This is a genomic window from Paenibacillus sp. FSL R7-0128 (genome assembly GCF_038002245.1).
Classification (GTDB): domain Bacteria; phylum Bacillota; class Bacilli; order Paenibacillales; family Paenibacillaceae; genus Paenibacillus_AQ; species Paenibacillus_AQ silagei.
The window spans coordinates 2,108,909-2,130,862 of the sequence record NZ_JBBOCD010000001.1 but is presented as its reverse complement, the minus strand read 5'-3'; the positions used below and the strand labels follow the sequence as shown (position 1 = coordinate 2,130,862).

Sequence of the window (21,954 nt, the reverse complement as noted above, 5' to 3'; positions counted from 1 at the left end):
AAATAAAAACAGATTAATTACTCTTTTATAAATGGATTTTTACCAATATCATAGGATTTATAGGGGGAGTTGAAATGACTATACAAAAACCTGTACGTGGTATATTTCTCGACCTTGGCTGGACGATTTTCCGCCCTGCAACAGGTGATTGGAGGATAACATTAAAAGCGTTGGAATACATAAATCCGCAAATACTAGGGTCAATACCACAAGAACAATTGAATACAGCAATTTCAAAAGCAAATGAGCACCTCAAAAATGAAGTTTACAAAACTGAAGATGAGGAGCTTGAAAGATATACAAATTACTATAAAACAATGGCTGAAGGGTTACCTGAAATTCACCTTACCAACGAACAAGCTGAAATCATTGCATATGATAGAGTGTATAACGATTCTAATTACGTTTTTTTTGATCATACAAAGCAGACCCTTGAAAGCCTGAGAGAAAAGTATATGATTGGAGTTATTTCAGATACAGACCCGTCAATCAAAAGGGTTCTTAAAAATGCTGGTATTTATGAGTATTTTGATAATATGACACTTAGTTTTGAACTTGGAGTAAACAAACCTAATCCCGGCATGTTCAGCCATGCACTTAATGCGATGCATTTGCCGGCAACAGAAACAGTATTTGTCGATGATTATGAGCAGAACTTAGATGGTGCATCAGCTCTGGGTATACAATCCGTATTAGTCCTATCAAGACCGAATTCTCAAGCAAGCACAAAGTATCTAAACCTCAAAAAGCTATCCGATTTATTATCCTATTTATAGAAATGGAACAAGCATTGCAGTTGAGCATAAAAAAATAACGGAGTCAAAACTACAATTTGTAGATTAACTCCGTTATTTTTGTTTTCTTTATTTATTCTAGTTCTGCATCACAAAATCATTGTCAATCTTGACACTCGCATCCTCGAACGTCCGCAGGATGTCATAGCGCGTGTTGCGCTGCGCCGGGATCTTGCCCGCTTCGCGGATGAGCTGGGTGATCGACTCGATGTTGACCTTGTAGGTGGCGCCCGCCGAGGAGACTACGTTCTCCTCAATCATCGTGCTGCCGAAGTCATTGCAGCCGTATTGCAGGGAGAGCTTGCCTACTTCAGGCCCCATCGTTACCCAGGAGGACTGGAAGTTCTTGATATTGTCCAGCACCAGGCGGCTGATCGCTACGGTCTTCAGGTATTCCTCCGGGGTCTGGCGGTCCAGCTTCAGGTTCGTATTATCCGGCTGGAAGGTCCAGGAGATGAACGCCAGGAAGCCCTCGGAATCATATTTGTTCGCAATACATTCGTCCTGGGCCTCACGGACACGCAGCAGATGCAGCGCCCGTTCTTCCATACTCTCGCCCAGACCGATCACCATCGTGGCTGTTGTATTCATGCCGATCCGGTGTGCGGTCTGCATGACGTCCATCCACTCGCGCCAGGAGCCCTTGAGCCGGCTGATCTTGCGGCGGGTACGGTCATCGAGAATCTCTGCACCGCCGCCGGGCAGGGAATCGAGGCCCGCAGCATGGATCTCACGCATGACCTGCTCCAGCGGCAGGCCGGAGACCTCCACCATCTTCATAATCTCCGCCGGTGAGAAGGAATGCATCGTAATCTCCGGGAACCGCTGCTTGATGCCGCGCAGAATATCCGTATAATAGCTGAACGGCAGATTGGGATTCGTACCGCCCTGCATCAGAATCTCGGTTCCGTTTACGCTCATGGTCTCGGCAATCTTCTGGTAGATCGTCTCATCGGGAAGCACATAGCCTTCCTCCGAACCGGGTCTGCGGTAAAAGGCGCAGAATCGGCAGTATACATCACATACATTGGTGTAGTTAATGTTGCGGCCGATGACGAATGTCGTCACTGGCTCCGGGTGCCAGCGCTTCATAATAATATCTGCGGCAGCGCCCATTTTCTCAATTTCATTGCTCTCGAATAATGTGATCGTATCTTCCAACTGAAGACGTTCACCCTTCAGTGCCTTATCCAGTATAAGATCGACTGCACTCACTGTTGACGGCCTCCTCTTCATCTATGAAGTCTATGAGATAAATACAATTTGAAATAAAAATAGTCCGTTCTCCCATCGTATCACAATCGGCTGTTCTTGAAAAATGTTTCGCTGCACAGGACCGAATAAATGCCCTTGTTCCAGGCAAATTAAACAGCAGTGCCCGAAGGCACTGCTGCTTGTACGTTCTGTGAATCTCGCATGCCGGGCAGGTCCGGCGGCGCATCGCCTTATTCCAGCTCGCTCCCGGCGGCCTCCAGGGCCTGCCCGAGATCGGCGATCAGATCATCTACATGCTCTATGCCGACAGAGAAGCGCAGCAGCCGGTCATCCACGCCTACAGCATCGCGGATTTCAGCCGGAATATCGGCATGGGTCTGTATCGCCGGATAGGTCATCAGCGATTCCACACCGCCCAGACTCTCGGCGAAGGCAATTAGCTTGATATGGCGGAGCAACGGCTCCACATAGCTGGCCTCTTTTACCTTGAAGGAGAAGATCCCGGTGTTGCCGGAGGACTGGCGGTTCTGAATGGCATAACCCGGATGGTCCGGCAGGCCCGGGTGGAAGACCTCGGCAATAGCCGGATGCTCCTGCAGATAACGGGCAATAGCCAGGGCGTTGCTCTCATGCCGCTCCATACGCAGGGCGAGGGTCTTCATGCCCTTCATCAGCTGGTAGCTGTCATTCGGCGCGAGAACGGCTCCCAAGGAGTTATGCAGGACAGCCATTTCAGCCGACAATTCTGCACCCTTGGTCACAATCAGCCCCGCCAGCACATCGTTATGCCCGCCCAGATACTTAGTCGCACTGTGAACCACGATATCTGCGCCAAGCTCCAGCGGGCGCTGGAAGAACGGGGTCAGCAGCGTATTGTCCACAATTGTGAGTAGCCCGTGACGGCGGGCCCAGGTACATACGGCTTCGACATCCGTAATCATCATCAGCGGATTGGTCGGTGTCTCAATGAATACAGCCTTCGTGCCCGGCTGGCGGGCCGCTTCCAGGCCATCCAGATCATTCGTATCTACATAGGAGGCGCTGATGCCGTATTTGGAGAGAATCCGTTCCAGCAGCCGGTAAGTACCGCCGTACAAGTCCAGCGATACAATGAGATGGTCCCCTTGTCCAAACAAGGTGAACACTGTAGTCAGTGCAGCCATACCGGAGGCACAGGCGAAGCCGGCATCCCCTGATTCCAGGGCCGCTGCCGCTTCTTCTAGGACAGAGCGGGTAGGATTTTTGGTGCGGATGTAGTCAAAGCCTGTGCTCTGTCCAAGCCGCGGGTGACGGAAGGCTGTCGCATGATAAATCGGGTAATTAATGGCCCCGGTGGCGGGGTCCTCCATTGAACCAATCTGTGCCAGTCTGCTCTCAATTCTCAGTTTCTCATCCATCTCCATTGCCCTCCTGATTAATTACTTCTATTAAGAATAAGTCAACCTCTTAGATAAATGCCCCGATATCGTAAGGAGTCTCCTGGTATACATAGTAATTGAGCCAATTAGCGAATAATAAGTTAGCATGGGCGCGCCAGACTGCCGGCGGTGTGCGTGTCGGATCATCCTTGGGATAATAGTGCTTCGGCAGGGCAACCTCCAGCCCCTTGGCGATATCCCGGTCATACTCCCATTTCAAGGAGAAGGGATCATACTCCGAATGTCCGGTGACAAAAATCTGCTTCCCGTCATGCGTAGCCACCAGGTACACCCCGGCTTCCTCGGATTCTGCCAGAATCTGCAGCTCCGGGTTCTGCTCAATATCTTCACGGGAGACGTCGGTATGGCGGGAATGCGGAACATGGAACACTTCATCGAAGCCGCGCAGCAGCTTGACATTATTATGGCTCATTGTATGCGGAAACACTCCGAAGCATTTGTCCGGCAGACTCACCTTGCGCACGCCGAAGTGATGATACAGCCCTGCCTGCGCCGCCCAACAGATGTGCATGGTCGAGGTTACATTCTGCTTGCTCCACTCAAAAATCACTTTCAGCTCTTCCCAGTAGTTGACATCCTCGAACTCAAGCTGTTCTACGGGAGCGCCGGTTACAATCAAGCCGTCGAACCGGCGGTGGCTGATCTCATCAAAGGTTTTGTAAAAGCTCTTCAAATGCTCTGCCGAAGTATTCTTCGACGTATGGGAGCTGGGGTGCAGCAGAACAACATCCACCTGAAGCGGGGAATTCCCGATAAGGCGCAGCAGCTGGGTCTCAGTAGTTTCTTTGGTAGGCATCAGGTTCAGGATGGCGATCCGGAGAGGACGGATATCCTGATGGAAGGCCTGGCTTTCATCCATTACAAAAATATTCTCACCGGATAATACTTCTTTGGCCGGCAGGCTGTCGGGAATTTTGATAGGCATTGCTGTTCACTCCTTAACTGAAATGGGGTTCCACTTGGTGGTTCAACCTGAGGCAGGGTAGCGAAAAAAGACCTTTCCCGGGCGAGAAAGGTCATATCATGCAGTCATATGCGCCTCTCTCATCTGCCAGAGAACTTCCGCCGGACGAACAACGCCCTGCAAAGCTTCCGCAAGAATTAGCACCGTGCGTTCACACGCCGGTTGCCGGGTTTCATCGGGCTAGTCCCTCCACCTGCTCTTGATAAGATTTAGCTGTATTCAGTTGAATAACCTTAAGCATCTGAACGATGCTTTTTCTTAAATTTCACTTTAAATCATGAACCTCCTTTTCGTCAAGTCCATACAATGCTGAAGGGGCCTTATAACAGAAAACAATTTCTCTTGTAAGAGCCATATCCCGGCGTTATACTAGACAAGTGTTTCAACCAAGTGGAAACGGCTTTGCCGTCCCTTTAAAGGACGGTACCGTTTCAGCGAGAAATATAAGGATAAGGGATCGTGTGAAACCTATACATTCTTATATTTCAAAAAAAACGGCGAAAAGAAGAGGTGAGAGAACAATGGAAGGCGACCCGGGCTCGCGAATAAGCGTGCAGAATGAACAACCACACAGGATTAACATCAGCTTGCCGGCGGCGGGAGCCCTTTTTCTTCATGCTCTCGGACCGTCTTTTGGCCTTCGTCCATGATTGTACCACCGGCCAAGCTGATTTTTTCCGTGTGCTGAAATTAGCATACCCCTGGAGAAGACCAGGGACATAAGGAGTGAATCAGATGAAAATCCGGCTGGTGAATGCAGGGGTTTTTACGCCTATTGACAATATTGAAGAAACTTTAACCGCCCCTGCTGAGGGGTTCTACTGGATTGATGCCGATGTGGAGGACCTTGTAGAGCTTCAGCCTATATACGGCCTGCATGATCTGGCTGTGGAAGACTGTCTAAGTGAAGAGGATCAGCGTCCGAAGCTGGAGATTTATGAGAGTCATTATTTCATCGTGGTGAACAGCATCCGGTTCGATGATGAGGAAATCTTCCTCCGTGCACTCAATGTATTCCTTGGCAGACATTTCATTATTACCGTTACGAAGCAGAAGATCCATGAACTGCGTGTCCTGAAGCCCGTACTGTGGGAGCAGGAGGTCAGTACGCCTGACCGCTTCCTGTATCTGCTGATCGACCTCGTTGTCGACAACTTCTTCTCGGTCGGTGACCGGATTGAAGCGCGGATCGAGAAGCTGGAAGAAGACATCCTCATGCATACCAAGAAATCGCATCTGAGCGAGATCATCGGTCTGCGCAGTGAGATTCTCTGGCTGAAGAAGATGCTCGGCCCGCAGAAGGAAGTTATCAACACACTCAACAAGAAGGATCTTCGCCTGATCGACGATCAGCTGCAGAAGTATTTCAGCGATATTTATGAGAATGCGGTCAAGATCTCTGAGACCTTCGAAACATACCGCGATCTCATGGGCAACTTGCGCGAAGCTTATCAGTCCAGTATTGCGAACCGAGCCAATGAAATCATGCGTGTATTTACAGCAATTACTACCATATTCATGCCGCTGACCGTGATTACCGGAATCTACGGCATGAACTTTGACAATATCCCGGAGATCCACACCGAGTACGGCTACTATGGCGTCATTGCCGTTATGGTGACGCTAGGCTGCGGAATGCTAATTATCTTCCGTAAGAAGGAGTGGCTATGAAGCAGAGCGGACGAATACGAAGGACGAAGGCACCGTATACCCGGCTACCGGGACTCGGAGAGCCTTCGTCTTTTTGGTATGTCACCAGTATGTAATGCGTCTGCGCCGATCAGGAATTCCGGTCATCAGGACCGTAGATTGGGACTGATGCAGGCCATCAGACTCAATAATTATTGAGGGGTAACTATCCCTAACGCCGCCGGATGCTCCCGCCGGAAGCGGATGCGGATCAGCCGCAGGCGTTCGTAATACAGATCAAGTCCGTCAGCAGGTACGAAGTTGTCGCCGTAGGCTTTGTAGAGGACAGGCTTCAGGAAGTTGTCGCCGATCAGTTCATAGGCTGTCCAAATATTGTTCTGTTCTTCGGGACTCACCTCTCTCAGCTCCAGGGCAATAAGCTTCTCGGCCGAGTAGCCGTCCTTCTCCAGCTCCTCTACCACTTCAAGCACTTCACGGCGGGAAACTCCGCTAAGCACTCTGAGCTGCTCCATCCCCTGTCCCTCTTCAATCCCCTGTAATAGAACGCGCCGCAGTCTCAGCCGCTCCAGCTGCTTCTTGTACTTAAGCTCCTTCTGCTTATAGTGCCAGGATACGAAGCTCTCTTCGTCTATGGCATGATTCACCCAGCTTAGCGGAAAATCATGCTCACGCTCAGCCGCCGCGGTGATGCTAAGCCAGTCTGCACCATACTGTGAGACTTTGCCTTCACCCACACCCGGGAGCTGCAGCAGCTCCTCCTCCGTGCGGGGAAGAAATGCGCTGATCATGCGCAGCAGTCGGTTGCTGGCCAGGATATAAGGCGCCTTCCGCTCACTGGAGGCCTTCCCTCTGCGCCAGGAGCACAGCTCCTCGAAGATGGCTTCATTCCCGTATTGCTCACTGTAATACTGCAGCTTAAGCTGCTCCTGGCTGCGGCTGCTGAGGTTATCGTCATCATGAAATACCCCGTCAATCAGCGGGCGGTAGCCATCCCCCATCTTCACGGCAAGCTCGTGCCGGTAAACACACAGCATCTCATTCCATGATCCGCCTTCATACCACAGGCTGTCGCCCGTCTCCTCTTCGCCGGAGAAATCACGCCAGCCAAGACGCCACTGACCCTCTTCCTCTCCAATCCACAGCTGGGCAAAATTCTCTTCGTCCATTCCTGATCTTCTGCACAAACGGTTCATAAATACGATCTGCATATGAATCCCTTCTTTCGTCGTCTTACAGTACGCATGAGCGCTCTGAACGCAAAAAAAGCACCTCTCCCACGACATTCGTGAAAGAGGTGCTTCCTCTTAAATGCTATACTGTTAAAACCTAGAATACCATATATTACGTAACAGTCAATCTCTTTTTGACAAAATATCCTACTTGCGGTCTAAAGCCAGCTTGGCCAGACCCAGTGCTCCCGACAGACCGGCGTTATCTCCAAGCTGCGGAGGCACAATGTAGCTGCCAATCTCTTCATTGAGCGCTGGATGCTGCACATATCCGCCGAGCAGCTCCTGCAGCTTGGCATGGATCAGCGGGAAGAGCTGGCTCTGCTTCATCACACCGCCGCCCATTACGATCTTCTGCGGCGAGAGGATCAGCACATAGTTCATAAGAGCATGAGCCAGATAGTGGGCCTCCATCGCCCAGGCCGGATGATCCGCAGGCAGCTCGCCCGCGGGCTTACCCCAGCGCTTGCCGATGGCCGGACCCGCCGCCAGACCCTCCAGGCAATCGCCGTGATAAGGGCAGAAGCCTTCGTAGTGGTCCTCGGGATGACGACGGACCAGAATATGGCCCATCTCCGGGTGGGACAGACCGTGAACGAGCTTCCCGCCTACCACAGCACCGGCACCAATCCCGGTGCCCACCGTGATATAGAGACAACTGTCCAGCCCTTGCGCTGCTCCCCAGGTGTACTCGCCCAGCGCTGCGCCGTTTACATCTGTATCAAAGCCGATCGGAACCCGGAATTGCTCCTCCACGGCTCCAACCAGATTATATCCGCCCCAATGCGGCTTCGGTGTGGTTGTAATATATCCATAGGTGGGGCTGCCGATAACAGGGTCAATCGGTCCGAAGGAACCGATCCCGATAGCCTCCACTGATTTTCCGCTGAAATAATCCATTACCTGGCCCATAGTCTCCTGAGGAGTAGCCGTCGGAAAGCTCACCCGGTCGATAATCGTCCCGTCCTCATTCCCGATACCGCATACAAACTTCGTTCCCCCTGCTTCAATCGCTCCCAACAATTTCACTGCAGCGTTCCCCCTTCTCCTGATGCATCCATATGCTGTTGCTTCTGATAATTTCGATAGACTCCTGAGATACGATAAATACAATGATAGTTTCCTGCGCTGGAACTTGCCCGTTGACCAGCCCGTGCGCGATAATGAAGCGTTCTCTTGTCCTATTATACGTATCAAATATACGTATGACAAGCGGTTGACATACAGTATGAATAAGTGATTTGCTGATGAGGCTTAGGCCGCATTGAACGGGACGGGGGTAGTTGGATTTTCTACACTTGCTAATGAACGAATAGCCGATGCTAGAACAACAGTTGGAAAAACAACACTTAATGTTGCCCATTTTAGCCCAAGTAGCTAAAAGTAACATGAATTGATGTTGTTTTTCCACTTGTTGCCGGGCATCCCATGAAAATTAATAAATTAAAATACGTTATTCCACTTGTTGGTTGCGGGAGCCGGGAACATGCTGCTGCACAGCCTGTTTGCTGTCACGATAGGCCCGGCAGGCTGCTACAAGCCGGGCTGCTGCCGAAAGATGGGAGGCCAGATGGATATGCGCATAAGCAGCCATAATGCTGCCGCTGATGTAGCCTTCCGGCTGGCTGCCCCCTCTGCCCTTACTCTCGTAGGCATAGGTCCGGGCTGCCCCCTCAGGATAGCTCATGACGGAGTAATGAAATTCATGGCCGCGCAGACGCTCGCCCTGCTTCAGCAGCAGACAGTCGTGAAGTGCCGTAACTTCACGATACCCGAGTGCCGCCCGGCGTTCCTGCATCACGGTATGCGCCGGAATGATTCCGGCCATCTCATGCACCGTGCCGGTGCGGTCGGTCAGACTGCGGGCCAGCACCATATAGCCGCCGCACTCCGCATACATTGGCATTCCAGCGTCTGCGGCGGATCTCAGGCCGCTTAGGAAGAGTTGGTTCGCGGCAATCACCGCCGCGAATTCTTCCGGGAAGCCGCCGCCGAGATAGATGCCGTCCGCTTCCGGCGGAATGCCTTCACCGCTGAGCGGGCTGAAGTAAGCCAGCTTAGCACCCGCATGTGCAAGCAGCTCCAGATTATCGGCGTAGTAGAAATTGAACGCCGCATCCCGGGCTATGGCAATGAGCGGGCCAGGCCCCGCCGGGCCTGCCTGTGTCTTATGTATCTGAGCAGTGGGGTTACAAAGTTCAGCCGCATATGTAAGGGAGCGGACTTGCTGGTCCGGCGTCTGCTTGCAGGCAAGCAAGGCTTCTTGCTCCGGCGACACAGGCTGCCCCTGCACAGCAGGAGCGGCAGCCGCAAGCTCCAGCAGCCGTTCCAGATCCGTGCCTTGCTCCAGCATATCGGCGGCATGCTCGAACAAGGGCGCAAGCTCCCCTCGCTCCACAGCGGGCAGCAGGCCCAGATGCCGCTCCGGGATGTCCAGCCCGCTGTCGCGGGGGAGCCAGCCAATCACGGGAATCCCGCAGGCTGCTTCAATGGCAGCCTTAACTAACCGGTAGTGACCCTCGCTGCCGCAGCGGTTCACCAGAACGGCGGCAATCTGCACCTGCGGCTCCAGCTGCCGGAAGCCCAGCACTATCGCCGCCGCACTGCGCCCCATGCTGCGGACATCGACCACCAGCAGCACAGGGCTGGCGGTCAGGATGGCGATCTCCGCCGTGGATCCGGTCAGTGCTGTGTCTTCCTTGCCGTCATACAACCCCATCACGCCCTCAATGACGGACAGGTCAGCATCCGCCGAAGCCTGCAGGAAATACTCCTGCAGATAGTCGCTTGAAGTCATCCAGGAGTCCAGGTTGCGCGAGGGATGGCCTGTGACCGCAGTGTGATAGGCGGGATCGATATAGTCAGGGCCGCATTTGAAGCCCTGAACGTTCAGGCCCCGCCGGGCAAAAGCGCGCATCAGCCCCAGTGTGACCGTTGTTTTGCCCGAGCCGCTGCCTGTGCCTGCGATGACCAGGCGGGGATGCGCCTGCGGCTCACGGGGGGCTGATCCAGGCTTTTTTTCATATCCGGCTGCATTCCTCAGCTCATTCACCGCTCTTCCCCTCCTTCTCTCCGGGATAGACAATCCGGGCTACGGCGATGGTCACATTGCCGCTCTTGAGCTTAGGCTGCAGGAGCGAATGCGCACCTGAAGACAGTAGCGCAGCAGGTTCACAGACACCGTAAGCCCCGGTTGCCCTGAATACCACCTCAGACGGATGGTCCAGCTCTACTGTATTGAGCTGCTCCGGGGTGTACAGAACCAGCTCCCAGCTGTATTTGGCGCACAAGGCCAAGAGTCCCGCTTCATCCCCCTTGATCCCGGCTGTCGCCACATTCCGCACACTATCGAGCGACAGACGAAGCTCATTCAGAGTGCGCAGAACCACCGCTTCCAGCTCTTCCGCAGACGTCCCGCGGTTACAGCCGAGTCCAAGCACCAGACTGCGCGGGCGATACACTACAGTGTACTCGGCCAGAGTAGTATCTGCCGGTGCGTCCTCCTCTGGTTCCTCCGTCACCCGGTCGCTTACCACAATCGCTGCGCTGAAGCTGCGTCCGCTATGCCGAAGCTCGGCTCTGCTTGCGAACATAGAGACATGCTCCGGCACCTCAGCACCCGGCGGCAGCCAGTCACGTTCCCCGCTCTCCTGCACAAAGGCTACCGGCTCCCCGTTAACGAGCGCAGCACTAACCCCCTTCATGGAGGTGAAGCTGTCGGCACGCCAGCCGTACTCCCGGCCCAGCAGATCGACAGCGAAGGTGCCCTGCACATCCGAAGCCGTGGTGATCACCGGATGGCTGCCCAGCAGCTCCGCAATCTCCAGTGTCAGCTTATTCGCTCCGCCGAGATGGCCGGAGAGCATGCTGATGACATGCTCCCCGCGCTCATCGATGACGACGACGGCAGGATCGGTTCTTTTATCCCGCAGCAGCGGAGCCGTCAGCCGGACAGCCGCCCCCAGTGAGAAGAACAGAATGACCGCCTCATAGCTCCCGAAGAGCCTAGGCAGCACCCCTCTGACCGGTCCGTCAAAAACAGTGATCTCCCCGCTCCGCGCCTCCAGCTCTCCGCTATACTTGGCATAGGCAAAGACCTCAGTCCCGCCAAGCCGCCCGCCGAGCTTCACAGCCAGCTCTATGCCACTCCGCGTAATGGCAACAGCCGCATACCGCTTACTCACCGGAGCCGATTCCTTCCCGGCAGCCGTGGGTGAAGGTCTTGTCATACAGCTTGGAGCGGTGCTGATCGCGGTCCGTCAGCCCGGGGTCCAGCGCCCAGCCGGCCAGGATCATGGCATGCATGGTGATGCCAGCACCTTGCAGGTCCGCCTCCAGCTTCTCAACCGTGGTCCGCAGAATCTGCTGATCCGGCCAAGTGGCCCGCTTCACGACCGCCACCGGGGTCTCCGGGCTCCAGCCTGCGGCCAGGAATTCACTGCTCACATGACCGGCCAGTGATGCACTCAGAAACAGCGCCACCGTGCAGTGATGCTCCGCCAGCTTGCGCAGCTGCTCACGCTCAGGCACCGGCGTGCGCCCTTCCGCACGGGTCAGAATGACCGTCTGCGTCAGCTCCGGCACGGTCAGCTCTGCGCCAACCGCCGCCGCAGAGGCAAAAACCGAGCTGACGCCCGGTACAATCTCGTAAGCGACGCCACGTAGCTTCAGCAGCGACATCTGCTCCAGAATCGCGCCGTACATGGCGGGGTCTCCGGTGTGGACACGGGCTACGCTTTTACCGGACTGCACGGCAAGCGTCATCAGCTCCACCTGCTGCTCCAGATCCATGCCCGAGCTCTGAAGCACCTGCGCACCGGGCTTAGCGCTGCGGATCAGCTCCTCGCTGACCAGCGAATCCGCATACAGCACCAGATCAGCGGAGCGCAAGATTCGGCTGCCTTTTACAGTAATCAGCTCCGGGTCGCCCGGTCCGGCACCTACAATGTATACCTTCGACGCAAGCTCAGTCATTTGCTCACCACCATCAGACTCAGGTACTCCACTTCCTTGCCCCGCAGGTCCCGTGCATCGCGCCAGACAGTCTCATAGGGGGAGGTGACCTTGGTTACCACCGAGGCGCGGCCGGACAAGCCCAGCTCATCCAGCACATCCAGCACCAGATCCAGCACCTTCGCCACCTTAAGGAACACCACCGTATCATGATGCAGCAGCGCTTCCCGAAGCGCCTCTCTGTCGTCCGTAGCCGGGATGATCCCCACCCGCTGATTGCCGTCCGCCAGGGGCTGCTCCAGCGCCGCCGCCGCGCCCAGCACCGAGGAAATTCCCGGAACCGAGACGACCGGCACGCCGGGATGCAGCTCCTGCATCAGCCGGGACAGATGTATGAAAGTGCTGAAGAGATTAGGATCGCCTTCCGTCACAAAAGCCACATCCCGCCCCTGTCTCAGCTCTCCCCAGCACAGCTCTACCGTACGGGTCCAGCCGCCAGCCAGCAGCTCCGGGTCCTTCGTCATCGGAAAGACCAGTCCGAGCATGATTTTGTCCTGCGGGTCTACATGCAGCTCAATGATTTCATAGGCGTAGGATTTGCCTCCCTTCTTGGTAGCCGGGTAGGCAATCACCGGACATTCCCGCAGCAGACGGCAAGCCTTAAGCGTAATCAGCTCCGGGTCGCCGGGGCCAACGCCTATGCCGTATAACGTTCCGAGCGCCCGGGGAGTCAGTCTTTCCTCCAGCTCCAGCTCTTCTGCATCCAGCGGGTCAAATAACGCACTGGCCGCCTGTATCGCTGCTTCTGTCCACAGCGTCCCTGCAGCTTCTCCTGACGATATTTCCTGTCCCTCCGCAGCCTGCTCACGCGGCTCAGTTACATCGGTCTTCATTGCGGGTTCCTCCTTCGTTATTGTCTGATGATTAATGAAGCCTCCGGCCGCTGACCACATAAACGGGATTCATCCCGTCGAACCGGGTCATGCCGAGAATCAGCTTGCCGCGCGACGCCTGAAGCATCGTCACCTCGCAGGCCAGCCCTGCGGCCTTAAGCGCCTCCATGCTGCCATGCAGCGTCTCCACCGTAATCGCCCCAACCACAATCCGTCCGCCGGGCTGAAGTCTCGCAGCGCTATGTTCAATAATGGCCGCCAGCTCACCGCCGCTCCCGCCGATGAAGACGGCATCCGGGTCAGGTAGAGCCGCTAAGCCCTGCGGCGCCTTCGCCTGAATGATTTCGAAATCCGCCCGGAACTTCAGACGGTTCGCTGCCATATTCGGCAGGTTCTCCGCACTTTTCTCCAGAGCGTAGACCCTCCCGAGTCTGGCGATCCGCGCACATTCCGCAGCCACCGCACCCGAGCCGGAACCGATATCCCACACGACTGCATCCTCGGACAGGTTCAGCTCCGAAAGCACCAGAGCGCGGACCTCGCGCTTCGTAATCAGGCCTTTCTCCGGCTTACGCTGCCGGAACTCCCCGTCGGGATAAGCGAATCCGCGCCGCACGGGAGCGGAGACCTCCTGCTTACGGCGCAGGATCACGACATTAAGCGCTGCGAACTCCCTGGTCTCCATTTCCTCCAGCGTCCAGAACCGGCAGATCTCCTCTGCGCCGCCAAGCCGCTCGCAGACAAACGCCTCATATTCCACCATCCCGAACTCCTGCAGATAAGCGGCAATGACCGCAGGGGTGTTGTTCTCGTCTGTCAGCAGAGCGATTTTGTGCCTGCCGTCGATACGCTGGGCCAGTCCCTGAATGGGACGCCCGTGCAGACTGATCAGCTCAGCATCCTGCCAGCTGTCCCCGAGCCGCGCGAACGCAAGCTGCACACTGCTATAATGGGGGATCACCTCCACATGCTCCGGTCCGAACCTGCGGACCAGATAACCCGCAATCCCAAAAAAGAACGGGTCCCCCGAGGCCAGCACCACCGTCCGCCGCTCACGCCACACCTCCTCCAGCTTGTCTGTAAAAGGCTTCAGCCCGCCTTGCAGCACGATTTTCTCCCCTCTATACCTGCCGAAAAAATTCAATTGCCGCTCGCCGCCCAGCAGCACCTCGCTGTTGTTCACTATACTTAAGCTATCCGGTGTCAAGCCGCCGGCGCCATCCTCACCGATCCCGATTACATAAATCAGGTTATCCATGAATCTCCGCCCTTCCCAGCACCCGGCCCTTCATTGTAATGAGCACCATTTCCACAATCATGCCTCCGTTCATATGCGCCAGACTCTGTTCACAGGCATGCCTGCACAGCTGCTCGAAAAAAGTGTGATTCCCCGCCTCAGTCATCATATCCACGACCTGTGAGGCTGTGTTGGCGGCAGCAATCTCCTGCACCTGCTCCGGGGACGCTCCCGCCCCCGCCGCAACGGTTGCCAGAAATCCGAAATCGACGGGCGCGTTCTTGGAGTGAATCAGCATGGCCCCCTGAGCCACCTTGGAGAATTTGCCGGCCATCCCGACGAAGGTAACCTTGCGAATTCCGTATGCCTTGGCATGCTCCAGCGAGAAGCCCACATATTCCCCCATCTGTATAAAAGCTTCCTCCGGAAGCTCTGCGAACATCGCGATGGCGTATTTCTCGCTGCTGCCGCCTGTGGTGAGCACAACCTGCCGGTTCCCCGCCGCAGCCGCCACCGAGATAGCCTGAACCACACTCGCCTTGTAGGCCTCGGTGGAGAACGGGGTCACCACGCCCCGCGTGCCCAGGATCGAAATGCCGCCCAGAATACCCAGCCGGGGATTCAGCGTCTTCATGGCGATGCTCTCGCCCTCCGGCGCGCTGATGACTACCCTCAGGCCCCGCACTGCACCGTGCTCCTCCAGTACGGCGGATACCGCCTCCTGAATCATCCTCCGGGGCACTGGGTTAATCGCCGCCTCTCCGACGCCCACCGGCAGCCCCGGCTTCGTCACCCGGCCAACACCGCGGCCCCCGTCAATCTCCACGCCGGGCTGATCCCGCCAGCTCACCGCCGCCTCGATCCACGCCAGATGTGTCGCATCCGGGTCGTCTCCGGCATCCTTCACTGTGGCACAGCTTGCCGTATGCGACCCTGCGCACTGCCAGCCAGTCAGCTCAAAGGTATGACGGAACCCGGCCGGCAGATCAATCTCTACCGCAGGCAGGCTCTCCCCTGTAATGAGCAGGGTGGCCGCACCTGCGGCTGCCGCTGCGGCACAGGCCCCTGTCGTGTAGCCCCTGCGCATCGGAGGAGCAGGGGGCGCTTCTTCGGAATCGTGATCGGGCGATCCGGTATCGGGCGATTGTGCGAACTCAGGCCCAGCAGACTGTTGTACACGATCACCCTCCTGCTCGATCTCGGGGCCGTCTGCTTGCTCCACCTGCTGGGCTGCCTGATCGAACTCGGGGCAGCTGGCTTGCTCCGGTTGCTTAGTTGCCTGATCGAATCCGGGCAATCCGGGTTTGATAGCCTGCTGTACCTGCCCAGCCATCTGCTCGATCTCGGAGCCGGCTGCGTGCTCCAAACGTTCAGCCGCCTGTGCGAATTTGGGGCTGCCTACTTGCTCCAACTGCTCAGATCCCTGATCGAATTCAGGTCCGGCTGCTTGCTCTACCCGCTCTGCTTGCCCCGCCCCTGCCTCCCCGCTTTCTTGGCTCCGGTTCTGCCTGACGGCGTGACCGGGTATTTCCTTGGTCATGGCAATCCCTCTTTGCTGTTGGTCTAAGAATAAATCCTCAGAATCTGAACTATCTTCACATCGCTGATGCTTATCCGCTGAGCTTTCGCCCTGGGCAGGTAACCTGTCTTACTCTCTATATAACCTGATTATACTGCTGCTTCTAAGCAAATCAGGAGATTTTTATACAAATTCTGGCTCCACTGCACTTTGTACATTAGTTGAACCCCAAATCCGCCAAAAAAGTAAGTCTGCTGCATTTTGTACATTAGAATTTGGCGGGGGAGGTGTTTTGGAGCCTTTATCCAGAAATCAAGTGTACGAACTACAATAGAACCGGATTTTAACTATAAAATCACGAATTCTGTTGTAAAGAATACTATTAGAACTAAAAAAGTAAATAATTTGAGATAGTAGTTGTATTCTGTACATTTAAAACCCGCAAAAAGGGAGGATTTCCTCATCTAACTGTAATCTGTACAACTATATCTGCCCAAATGAAGGAGAACACCGATTATAGAAAAGTTTAATTGTACGTTTTACAGCTAAATGGCTATTCACTCGTACATCAGAGCATTTAGTTGTACAGAGTGCGATTGAGCATACCACTTGCACCTTAATCGGGATATGACAACTCACCAGCCCTACGCTTCAGCGATCTGATTCTCTGATCAAGCTACCCCAGCTCACCCGCCGCCCGGCGGACGGCCAGCAGACTTAGTGCGTTCACTGCGGCGACCACGATTGTACTGCCGCCTTTGCGGCCGATATTCGTGATGTATGGAATATCCAGCTTGCGCAGCTCATCCTTGGATTCCGCCGCAGAGACGAAGCCAACGGGCATGCCGATGACAAGTCCGGGCTGGGCGGCGCCTGCCTTTACCAGACGGATCAGCTCCAGCAGGGCAGTCGGCGCGTTGCCGATGACATAGATCCCCCCCGGTGCCTGTGCGCAGGCCTTGCGCGTTGCGATAATCGCCCTTGTGGTTCCCAGCGCCTTCGCCTCGTCCACCACATCAGGATCTGAAATATGTACCCGGACCTCGCCGCCGTACCGCTGAATCCGCTCCTTGGCAATGCCCGCCTCCACCATCCGCACATCCGCTATAATCGGCTTGCCCTGCAGAATGGCGTGAATCCCCGCCTCAATCGCCCCGGGATGGAACACCAGGCTGCGCCCCAGCTCAAAATCAGCCGAAGCATGAATAATCCGCTGTACAATCGGGTACTCCAATGCACTAAACGAATGTTCACCCAGCTCCTCCGTAATCATCTGAAAGCTTAGACCCTCTATCTCCTGCGGCTGTACGGTCACCGGCTTGAACTCTGTCCCGAAATCCACATTCATCCCTCTTCCCTCGTCATTAGCAGCGCATTCTTCACAGCAGCCGTAATCTCGTCAAAAGAATCAAACACCGTTCCGCCATCCCCGAAGGACAGCCCCGGCCGCATAATCAAAATCACATATAACCCCATATCCAGCGCGGCATGCAGCTTCTCATCCACCGAGCCCTCGGCCCCGCTCTCCTTGGTAATCATCACCCGGGTGCCATACTGCCGGTATAAGGCCTCATTCATCTCTCTGCTAAAAGGGCCCTGAAGCGCAATAATATTCCGCTGCTCTATCCCAAGGGCCAGACACTTCTCCAGATTCTCCAGACAAGGCAGCAGCCTTACGGTCAGCCGGATGTCCGGATCTCCCAGCAGCTCCTCCGCAAAAATCTCCAGCGTTTTGCCGCCGGTAGTCAGCATCACAGAGCCCTTCAGCTCCTTAGCCTTGCGCGCAGCCTCTTCATAGGAATGCACTAGCAACAGCCGGGGATGGCTGTTATAGATAAGGCTCTGCCGCTCGTAGCGGAAGTAAGGCAACCCCAGCGCAGCAGCAGCTTCCATTGCATTAGCATGGGCCTCCAGCGCAAAAGGATGGCTGCCGTCCACCACGGCTCGGTACCCGCCCGCCTGCAGCAAAGCGATCATCGCCGCGCGGTCCAGTCTGCCGACGCGGGTGCGGATGCCTGCGGCCATAAGGCGTTCTGCCCCGCTGGGCGTCACCACGCTGGCCTGCAGCGGCAGGCCTTGGCGCAGGAGGCTCTGAGCCAGCTCGCGGGCGTCGCTGGTGCCGCATAACATGAAGATCATCGCGGCTGGCGAAGCGCCAGATCGTCTGCCGGAGCCGCCGCCTCCGTTACATCATGCCGCCCATGGCAGTGATGCTCATGCGCGTGATGCGTGTGCCCATGTTCATCATGCCTGTGATGCGCACACTCGTGATGCCCATGCTTCCCATGGCAGTGGTGCCCGTGCCTATGTTCCTCATGCTCGTGATGCGTACATTCATGTCGCCCATGCTCGTGCGTGTGCCCGTGATTCCCATGCCCGTGATGCGCACATTCGTGATGCCCATGCTTCCCATGGCAGTGATGTACGTGTCCGTGCTCTTCATCTCCATGCTCATGGCGCCCGTGTCCATGTCCCTCATGACTGTGATGCCCATGCCCGTGATGTCCATGCCCATGCTCCCCGTGCTCCTCCTCACCATGATGGTGATGGTGATGATGCAAAGAGGCTGCATCGCGGTATTTGCAGTTATCGCAGTTGCTGAAGGCACGCCCTTCCAGCGTCTCCTCGATCCGCTCTGTCAGCATATCCGCCAGCAGCGGATGTGCGCCCAGTGTGCCGCCGATCTCCACTTCAAGCCCGGGATGCTCCGCTGCGAATTGCGCCACTCTCTCTGCGAACTGCTGCATTAGCACTCCGGTGAACAGCAGGTACGGCAGAACAATAATTTTGCGCGCACCCAGTGCAAGGCAGCGCTCAAGCCCGTCCGGCAGCGAAGGCTTGGCGATGGCAATGAAGCAGCTTTCCACGCTGCGGTAGCCTGTTCTCTCCCAGAGCAGCCGGCTTATTTTATACAGATCGCTGTTAGCATCCGGGTCACTGCCCCCGCGTCCCATCAGCAGTACGATGGTGTCCTTATCCTCAATCGTGGATGCACCGTTCCCGCGCAGGTCCAGGTCCATTCCGCCAGCCGCCTTCACCGGCGGGAGTGGAAGTCGTTCTGCTTCCTGAATCCGCTCCAGCAGAATATCGACGGCACGGTCCTGCACCCCCAGCGGGCGTCCGTAGATGAACTTCACCCCGGGATATCTCTGCTTGGCCTCATCAATCGCCATTGGAATATCGAGCTTGGAATGACCTGCCGCGAACAAAATAATCGGCACAACGTATATCTCCGCCGCACCGCCCTCAATGCATCTGGCAATTCCGCCAGCGATGGAAGGCGAGGCCAGCTCTATGAAGCAGGTCTCAACCTTCAGCTCCGGCTTACGGGCTGCGAGCAGTCGGGTGAATTCCAGCAGCTCCTCATTTCCCGCTTGAACCCGGCTCCCGTGTCCCACCAGTAATACCGTTCTCATCGTCTGCACTCCTTCTTTGCTGTTATCGTTATCGGATGTATGGGCTGCACTCCCTGTTGCGCTGTCCATCCGTTCCCGGAACGCATGATACCGCTCCTGCTCCCGGCCATGAGCCCTGTAGTCCTCAACTGCGGCAGCTACAGCGGCTACCGCTTGCTCTTCGTCCATCCCTTCACGCACCAAAATCCCTGCATGGGCACCCCGCCCGGACTTCTTGCCGCCGAGATACAACTCATAGCTGCCGCGCGACATTACCAGTCCGATATCATCCAGCACAGCGGAGCTGCAAGCCATCCCGCAGCCGGCTACACTGATGTGCAGCTCTCTGGGCACAGCCATTCCATACAGCAGGGTGTGGAGCCGGACAGCAGCACTTAACGCCCCGCTTCTGCGCAGCTCACAGAATCCGCAGGTCTTCACCTTCACGTAATCTCCAGGCGTACTTACATTCAGTCCGGCCTCCAGCAGCCTTGCTCCTGCCTCTGCCTCTTCATTCCGGCTGCCGCGCAGCAGGAAATATCCGTCCTTCGTATAGATCAATTGCCCATCGCTGCCTGCAAGCTCAGCCAGCAGCTTCATCTGATCACCGTTGAAGCTGCGGCTGCCGGTTGCGGGAGCAATCTCCAGCTCGAAGGAAGAATCGGTGGATGCCTTCAGGCGACCGGACAAGCTCCGCAGCCGCTCCACCTGCGGAGCAGCAGCCAGGCTCTGCGCAGCAGCCTCTTCCGTCTGTCCTGATTCCGCTTCGCCACAGCCCAGCGCCCATTCCATCCGAACCGAACCTGATGCTTCTGCACTTTTCACCTGTCCCGGCTCGGTCTCGCTTCCAACATCTGCTGCATCCCTCTGCCCAGTCTCTGCTGCTCTCCCCGCAACAACAGCTTTGGCCGCTCCGGCTCCAGCTGCCTCCTCTGCCTGCCCGGACTCCGCCGCAGCCAGCGACCACGGTTCTGCGGCTGTGCGCAGCCGCTCGTGCGGCTTCAGCGTCTGCGTCTGTGCCCCGAGACTGTACTTGCGTTCATATCCGCGCGGCGTAATCATAAGATCCTCATAGACAACGGTAGCAGAGTTGCCGACCACCACGGTTGAGAGCATGCCGATTTCATGCTCCAGCATATCCTGCAGCGTCGTTACGACTGTCTGCTGGCGGTCACGGTAGGCGCTTTTGACAATGCCTACCGGTGTAGCCGGATCACGGTAACGCAGCAGAATGGTGCGCGCTTCTTCAATCTGGCGCGTCCGTCTGCCGCTGCGCGGATTATAGAACGCAATGACGAAATCCGCCGCCCCCGCCGCTTCCACACGCGCAGCGATGCTCTCCCAGGGCGTAAGATGATCGCTCAGGCTGATCGTGCAGGAATCATGCATAATCGGGGCTCCAAGCAGCGAGGAACAGGACTGGATCGCCGATATTCCCGGGATCACCTCCACCTGTACCCCCTCTGAGCGGCTCCAGCCGCGTTCGATCAGCACCTCGTAGACCAGCCCGGCCATTCCGTAGACACCGGCATCGCCGCTGGAGATTACCGCAATTCTCTGGCCCGCTTCAGCTCTGCGGACGGCCTCCTGGGCCCGGCTGACTTCTTCAGTCATCCCCGTGCCGACAATCTCCTGGTGCCGCAGCAGCGGCCTGATCAGATCTACATAAGTGGTATAGCCGATGACCGCCTCGCTCTCATCCAGCGCAGCCAGTGCGCGGCCGGTAATATGTTCCAGCGCTCCGGGGCCGAAGCCGATAATCAGCAGCTTTCCTTGTTTCTTCATTCTTCTTCCCCCGTTCATGAATAGCTGTGGTTAAGCGCAAGCAGCTTATGCAGCTTCACCTTGAATTCCCCGGCGGTGCGGGGAGCGCTCTGCCCTGCGGTCAGGCTGGCAGGCAGGCTGAACCATAAGTCAGCCAGCAGCGGCAGTCCCAGCCCGATGGACAATAGCTCTTCCCGTCCCGCAAAAATCTCCTCCGGCGTCCCCGCCGCCCGGCATCTTCCATGCTCCAGCACAATAATCCAGTCCGCCCAGCGGTAGGCTAGGTCCATATCATGCGTAGCCATAACTACGGTTGTCCCTTTAGCATGTATGGCTTCAAGCCCCTTCAGCATCTGCGTTTCCGATAACGGGTCCAGATACGAGGTCGGCTCATCCAATAGAATCAGCTCCGGCTCCATAGCCAGTACACCGGCGAGTGCCGTGCGTTTCTTCTGGCCCAGACTAAGCTGGTGAATCGGTTTATCGCCCAGGCCGGTTAGATTCAGCAGCTCCATGACCTCCCGGCAGCGCGCAGCGATAGCCTGTTCAGCCATGCCGCTGCCGCGCAGCCCGAACGACACATCCTCCAGCGGAGTGCTGAGAATCAGCTGCTGCTCGGGGTCCTGGAAGACCAGGCCCACTTTCCGCCGCAGAGCGGCCAGCTCTTTTTTGGAGTAGGATAACGCCTTCCCTCCTTGCACAACCGTCCCCTGCTGTGGGCGCAAAATGCCGACGGCATGCAGGAACAGCGTGGATTTGCCTGAACCGTTATGACCGAGCACCGCCGTCTTGCTGCCTGCGGGGATGGAGAACGTCAGTTCATGCAGTGCAGGCTCCTTCGTATCCGGGTAATGGAACACCACTCCGTCACAAGCCAAGCTAGATTCCTGATCCATGGGTGA

General features: G+C 56.2%; 16 protein-coding genes, 2 pseudogenes and 1 riboswitch. Of the genes and pseudogenes, 2 read left to right on the top strand and 16 right to left on the bottom strand.

From position 1 onward, the window contains the following. Positions 1 to 74 precede the first annotated feature (74 nt). Positions 75 to 776, top strand: coding sequence for an HAD family hydrolase (locus NST26_RS08670; RefSeq protein WP_340979033.1), 702 nt, complete (start codon positions 75 to 77; stop codon positions 774 to 776). A gap of 96 nt (positions 777 to 872) precedes the next feature. Here NST26_RS08670 and mqnC read toward each other — a convergent pair whose 3' ends face one another. The 3 genes from mqnC to metA form a co-directional block, all read right to left on the bottom strand. Then, positions 873 to 2,009: a cyclic dehypoxanthinyl futalosine synthase gene (gene mqnC / locus NST26_RS08665; RefSeq protein ID WP_340954829.1), complete on the bottom strand. Its 1,137-nt coding sequence runs from the start codon at positions 2,007 to 2,009 to the stop codon at positions 873 to 875. Between the two features lie 230 nt (positions 2,010 to 2,239). Next, on the bottom strand, positions 2,240 to 3,406 hold the full coding sequence (locus NST26_RS08660) for an aminotransferase class I/II-fold pyridoxal phosphate-dependent enzyme (RefSeq protein ID WP_340954830.1): 1,167 nt from the start codon (positions 3,404 to 3,406) through the stop codon (positions 2,240 to 2,242). A 49-nt stretch (positions 3,407 to 3,455) separates the two neighbouring features. Next, positions 3,456 to 4,373, bottom strand: a complete 918-nt coding sequence (gene metA / locus NST26_RS08655) for a homoserine O-acetyltransferase MetA (RefSeq protein ID WP_036722451.1) — start codon at positions 4,371 to 4,373, stop codon at positions 3,456 to 3,458. Between the two features lie 116 nt (positions 4,374 to 4,489). Continuing rightward, a riboswitch (SAM riboswitch) is annotated at positions 4,490 to 4,621 on the bottom strand. Between the two features lie 526 nt (positions 4,622 to 5,147). Between metA and corA the strand changes: the two genes are divergently transcribed. Next, complete coding sequence (gene corA, locus NST26_RS08650; protein ID WP_209873045.1) at positions 5,148 to 6,083, top strand: magnesium/cobalt transporter CorA; 936 nt, start codon at positions 5,148 to 5,150, stop codon at positions 6,081 to 6,083. A gap of 170 nt (positions 6,084 to 6,253) precedes the next feature. On the opposite strand, the gene NST26_RS08645 is transcribed toward corA, so the two are convergent. From NST26_RS08645 to NST26_RS08590, 13 genes and pseudogenes are all read right to left on the bottom strand, one after another. After that, positions 6,254 to 7,270, bottom strand: a complete 1,017-nt coding sequence (locus NST26_RS08645) for an HRDC domain-containing protein (protein WP_036722453.1) — start codon at positions 7,268 to 7,270, stop codon at positions 6,254 to 6,256. 168 nt (positions 7,271 to 7,438) lie between these two features. Then, complete coding sequence (locus NST26_RS08640) at positions 7,439 to 8,320, bottom strand: ROK family protein (protein WP_051477785.1); 882 nt, start codon at positions 8,318 to 8,320, stop codon at positions 7,439 to 7,441. A gap of 424 nt (positions 8,321 to 8,744) precedes the next feature. Then, positions 8,745 to 10,334, bottom strand: coding sequence for a cobyrinate a,c-diamide synthase (locus tag NST26_RS08635; RefSeq protein ID WP_340980822.1), 1,590 nt, complete (start codon positions 10,332 to 10,334; stop codon positions 8,745 to 8,747). Between the two features lies 1 nt (position 10,335). Beyond that, on the bottom strand, positions 10,336 to 11,475 hold the full coding sequence (locus tag NST26_RS08630; protein ID WP_340979032.1) for a cobalt-precorrin 5A hydrolase: 1,140 nt from the start codon (positions 11,473 to 11,475) through the stop codon (positions 10,336 to 10,338). Next, a complete protein-coding gene (gene cobM / locus NST26_RS08625) occupies positions 11,468 to 12,265 on the bottom strand; it encodes a precorrin-4 C(11)-methyltransferase (protein WP_076079758.1) in 798 nt (265 codons plus the stop codon). Before cobM ends, NST26_RS08630 begins: the two co-directional genes overlap by 8 nt. Continuing rightward, entirely contained in the window at positions 12,262 to 13,137 is an 876-nt protein-coding gene (cobI, locus tag NST26_RS08620) for a precorrin-2 C(20)-methyltransferase (RefSeq protein WP_340979031.1), read from the bottom strand. The genes cobM and cobI overlap by 4 nt, the downstream gene beginning before the upstream one ends. A gap of 31 nt (positions 13,138 to 13,168) precedes the next feature. Beyond that, positions 13,169 to 14,395 carry a precorrin-6y C5,15-methyltransferase (decarboxylating) subunit CbiE gene (gene cbiE, locus NST26_RS08615; protein ID WP_340979030.1) on the bottom strand — a complete coding sequence of 409 codons (1,227 nt, stop codon included), beginning with the start codon at positions 14,393 to 14,395 and terminating at the stop codon, positions 13,169 to 13,171. Beyond that, on the bottom strand, positions 14,388 to 15,461 hold the full coding sequence (locus tag NST26_RS08610; RefSeq protein WP_340980820.1) for a cobalt-precorrin-5B (C(1))-methyltransferase: 1,074 nt from the start codon (positions 15,459 to 15,461) through the stop codon (positions 14,388 to 14,390). The genes cbiE and NST26_RS08610 overlap by 8 nt, the downstream gene beginning before the upstream one ends. 1,108 nt (positions 15,462 to 16,569) lie before the next feature. Then, on the bottom strand, positions 16,570 to 17,235 hold the full coding sequence (locus NST26_RS08605; protein ID WP_339257381.1) for a precorrin-8X methylmutase: 666 nt from the start codon (positions 17,233 to 17,235) through the stop codon (positions 16,570 to 16,572). 2 nt (positions 17,236 to 17,237) lie between these two features. Next, positions 17,238 to 18,032 (bottom strand): precorrin-6A reductase, encoded by a 795-nt coding sequence (gene cobK / locus NST26_RS08600; protein WP_340979029.1) that lies wholly within the window; start codon positions 18,030 to 18,032, stop codon positions 17,238 to 17,240. Then, positions 18,029 to 19,273, bottom strand: a pseudogene (locus NST26_RS34000) (sirohydrochlorin chelatase); the annotation flags it as partial. The pseudogene NST26_RS34000 and the gene cobK, both read right to left, overlap by 4 nt. A gap of 87 nt (positions 19,274 to 19,360) precedes the next feature. After that, positions 19,361 to 21,073 (bottom strand): annotated as a pseudogene (gene cobJ, locus NST26_RS33995) (precorrin-3B C(17)-methyltransferase); the annotation flags it as partial. Positions 21,074 to 21,087: 14 nt separating this feature from the next. Beyond that, positions 21,088 to 21,948: an energy-coupling factor ABC transporter ATP-binding protein gene (locus NST26_RS08590; protein WP_340979027.1), complete on the bottom strand. Its 861-nt coding sequence runs from the start codon at positions 21,946 to 21,948 to the stop codon at positions 21,088 to 21,090. Between the last annotated feature and the right edge of the window lie 6 nt (positions 21,949 to 21,954).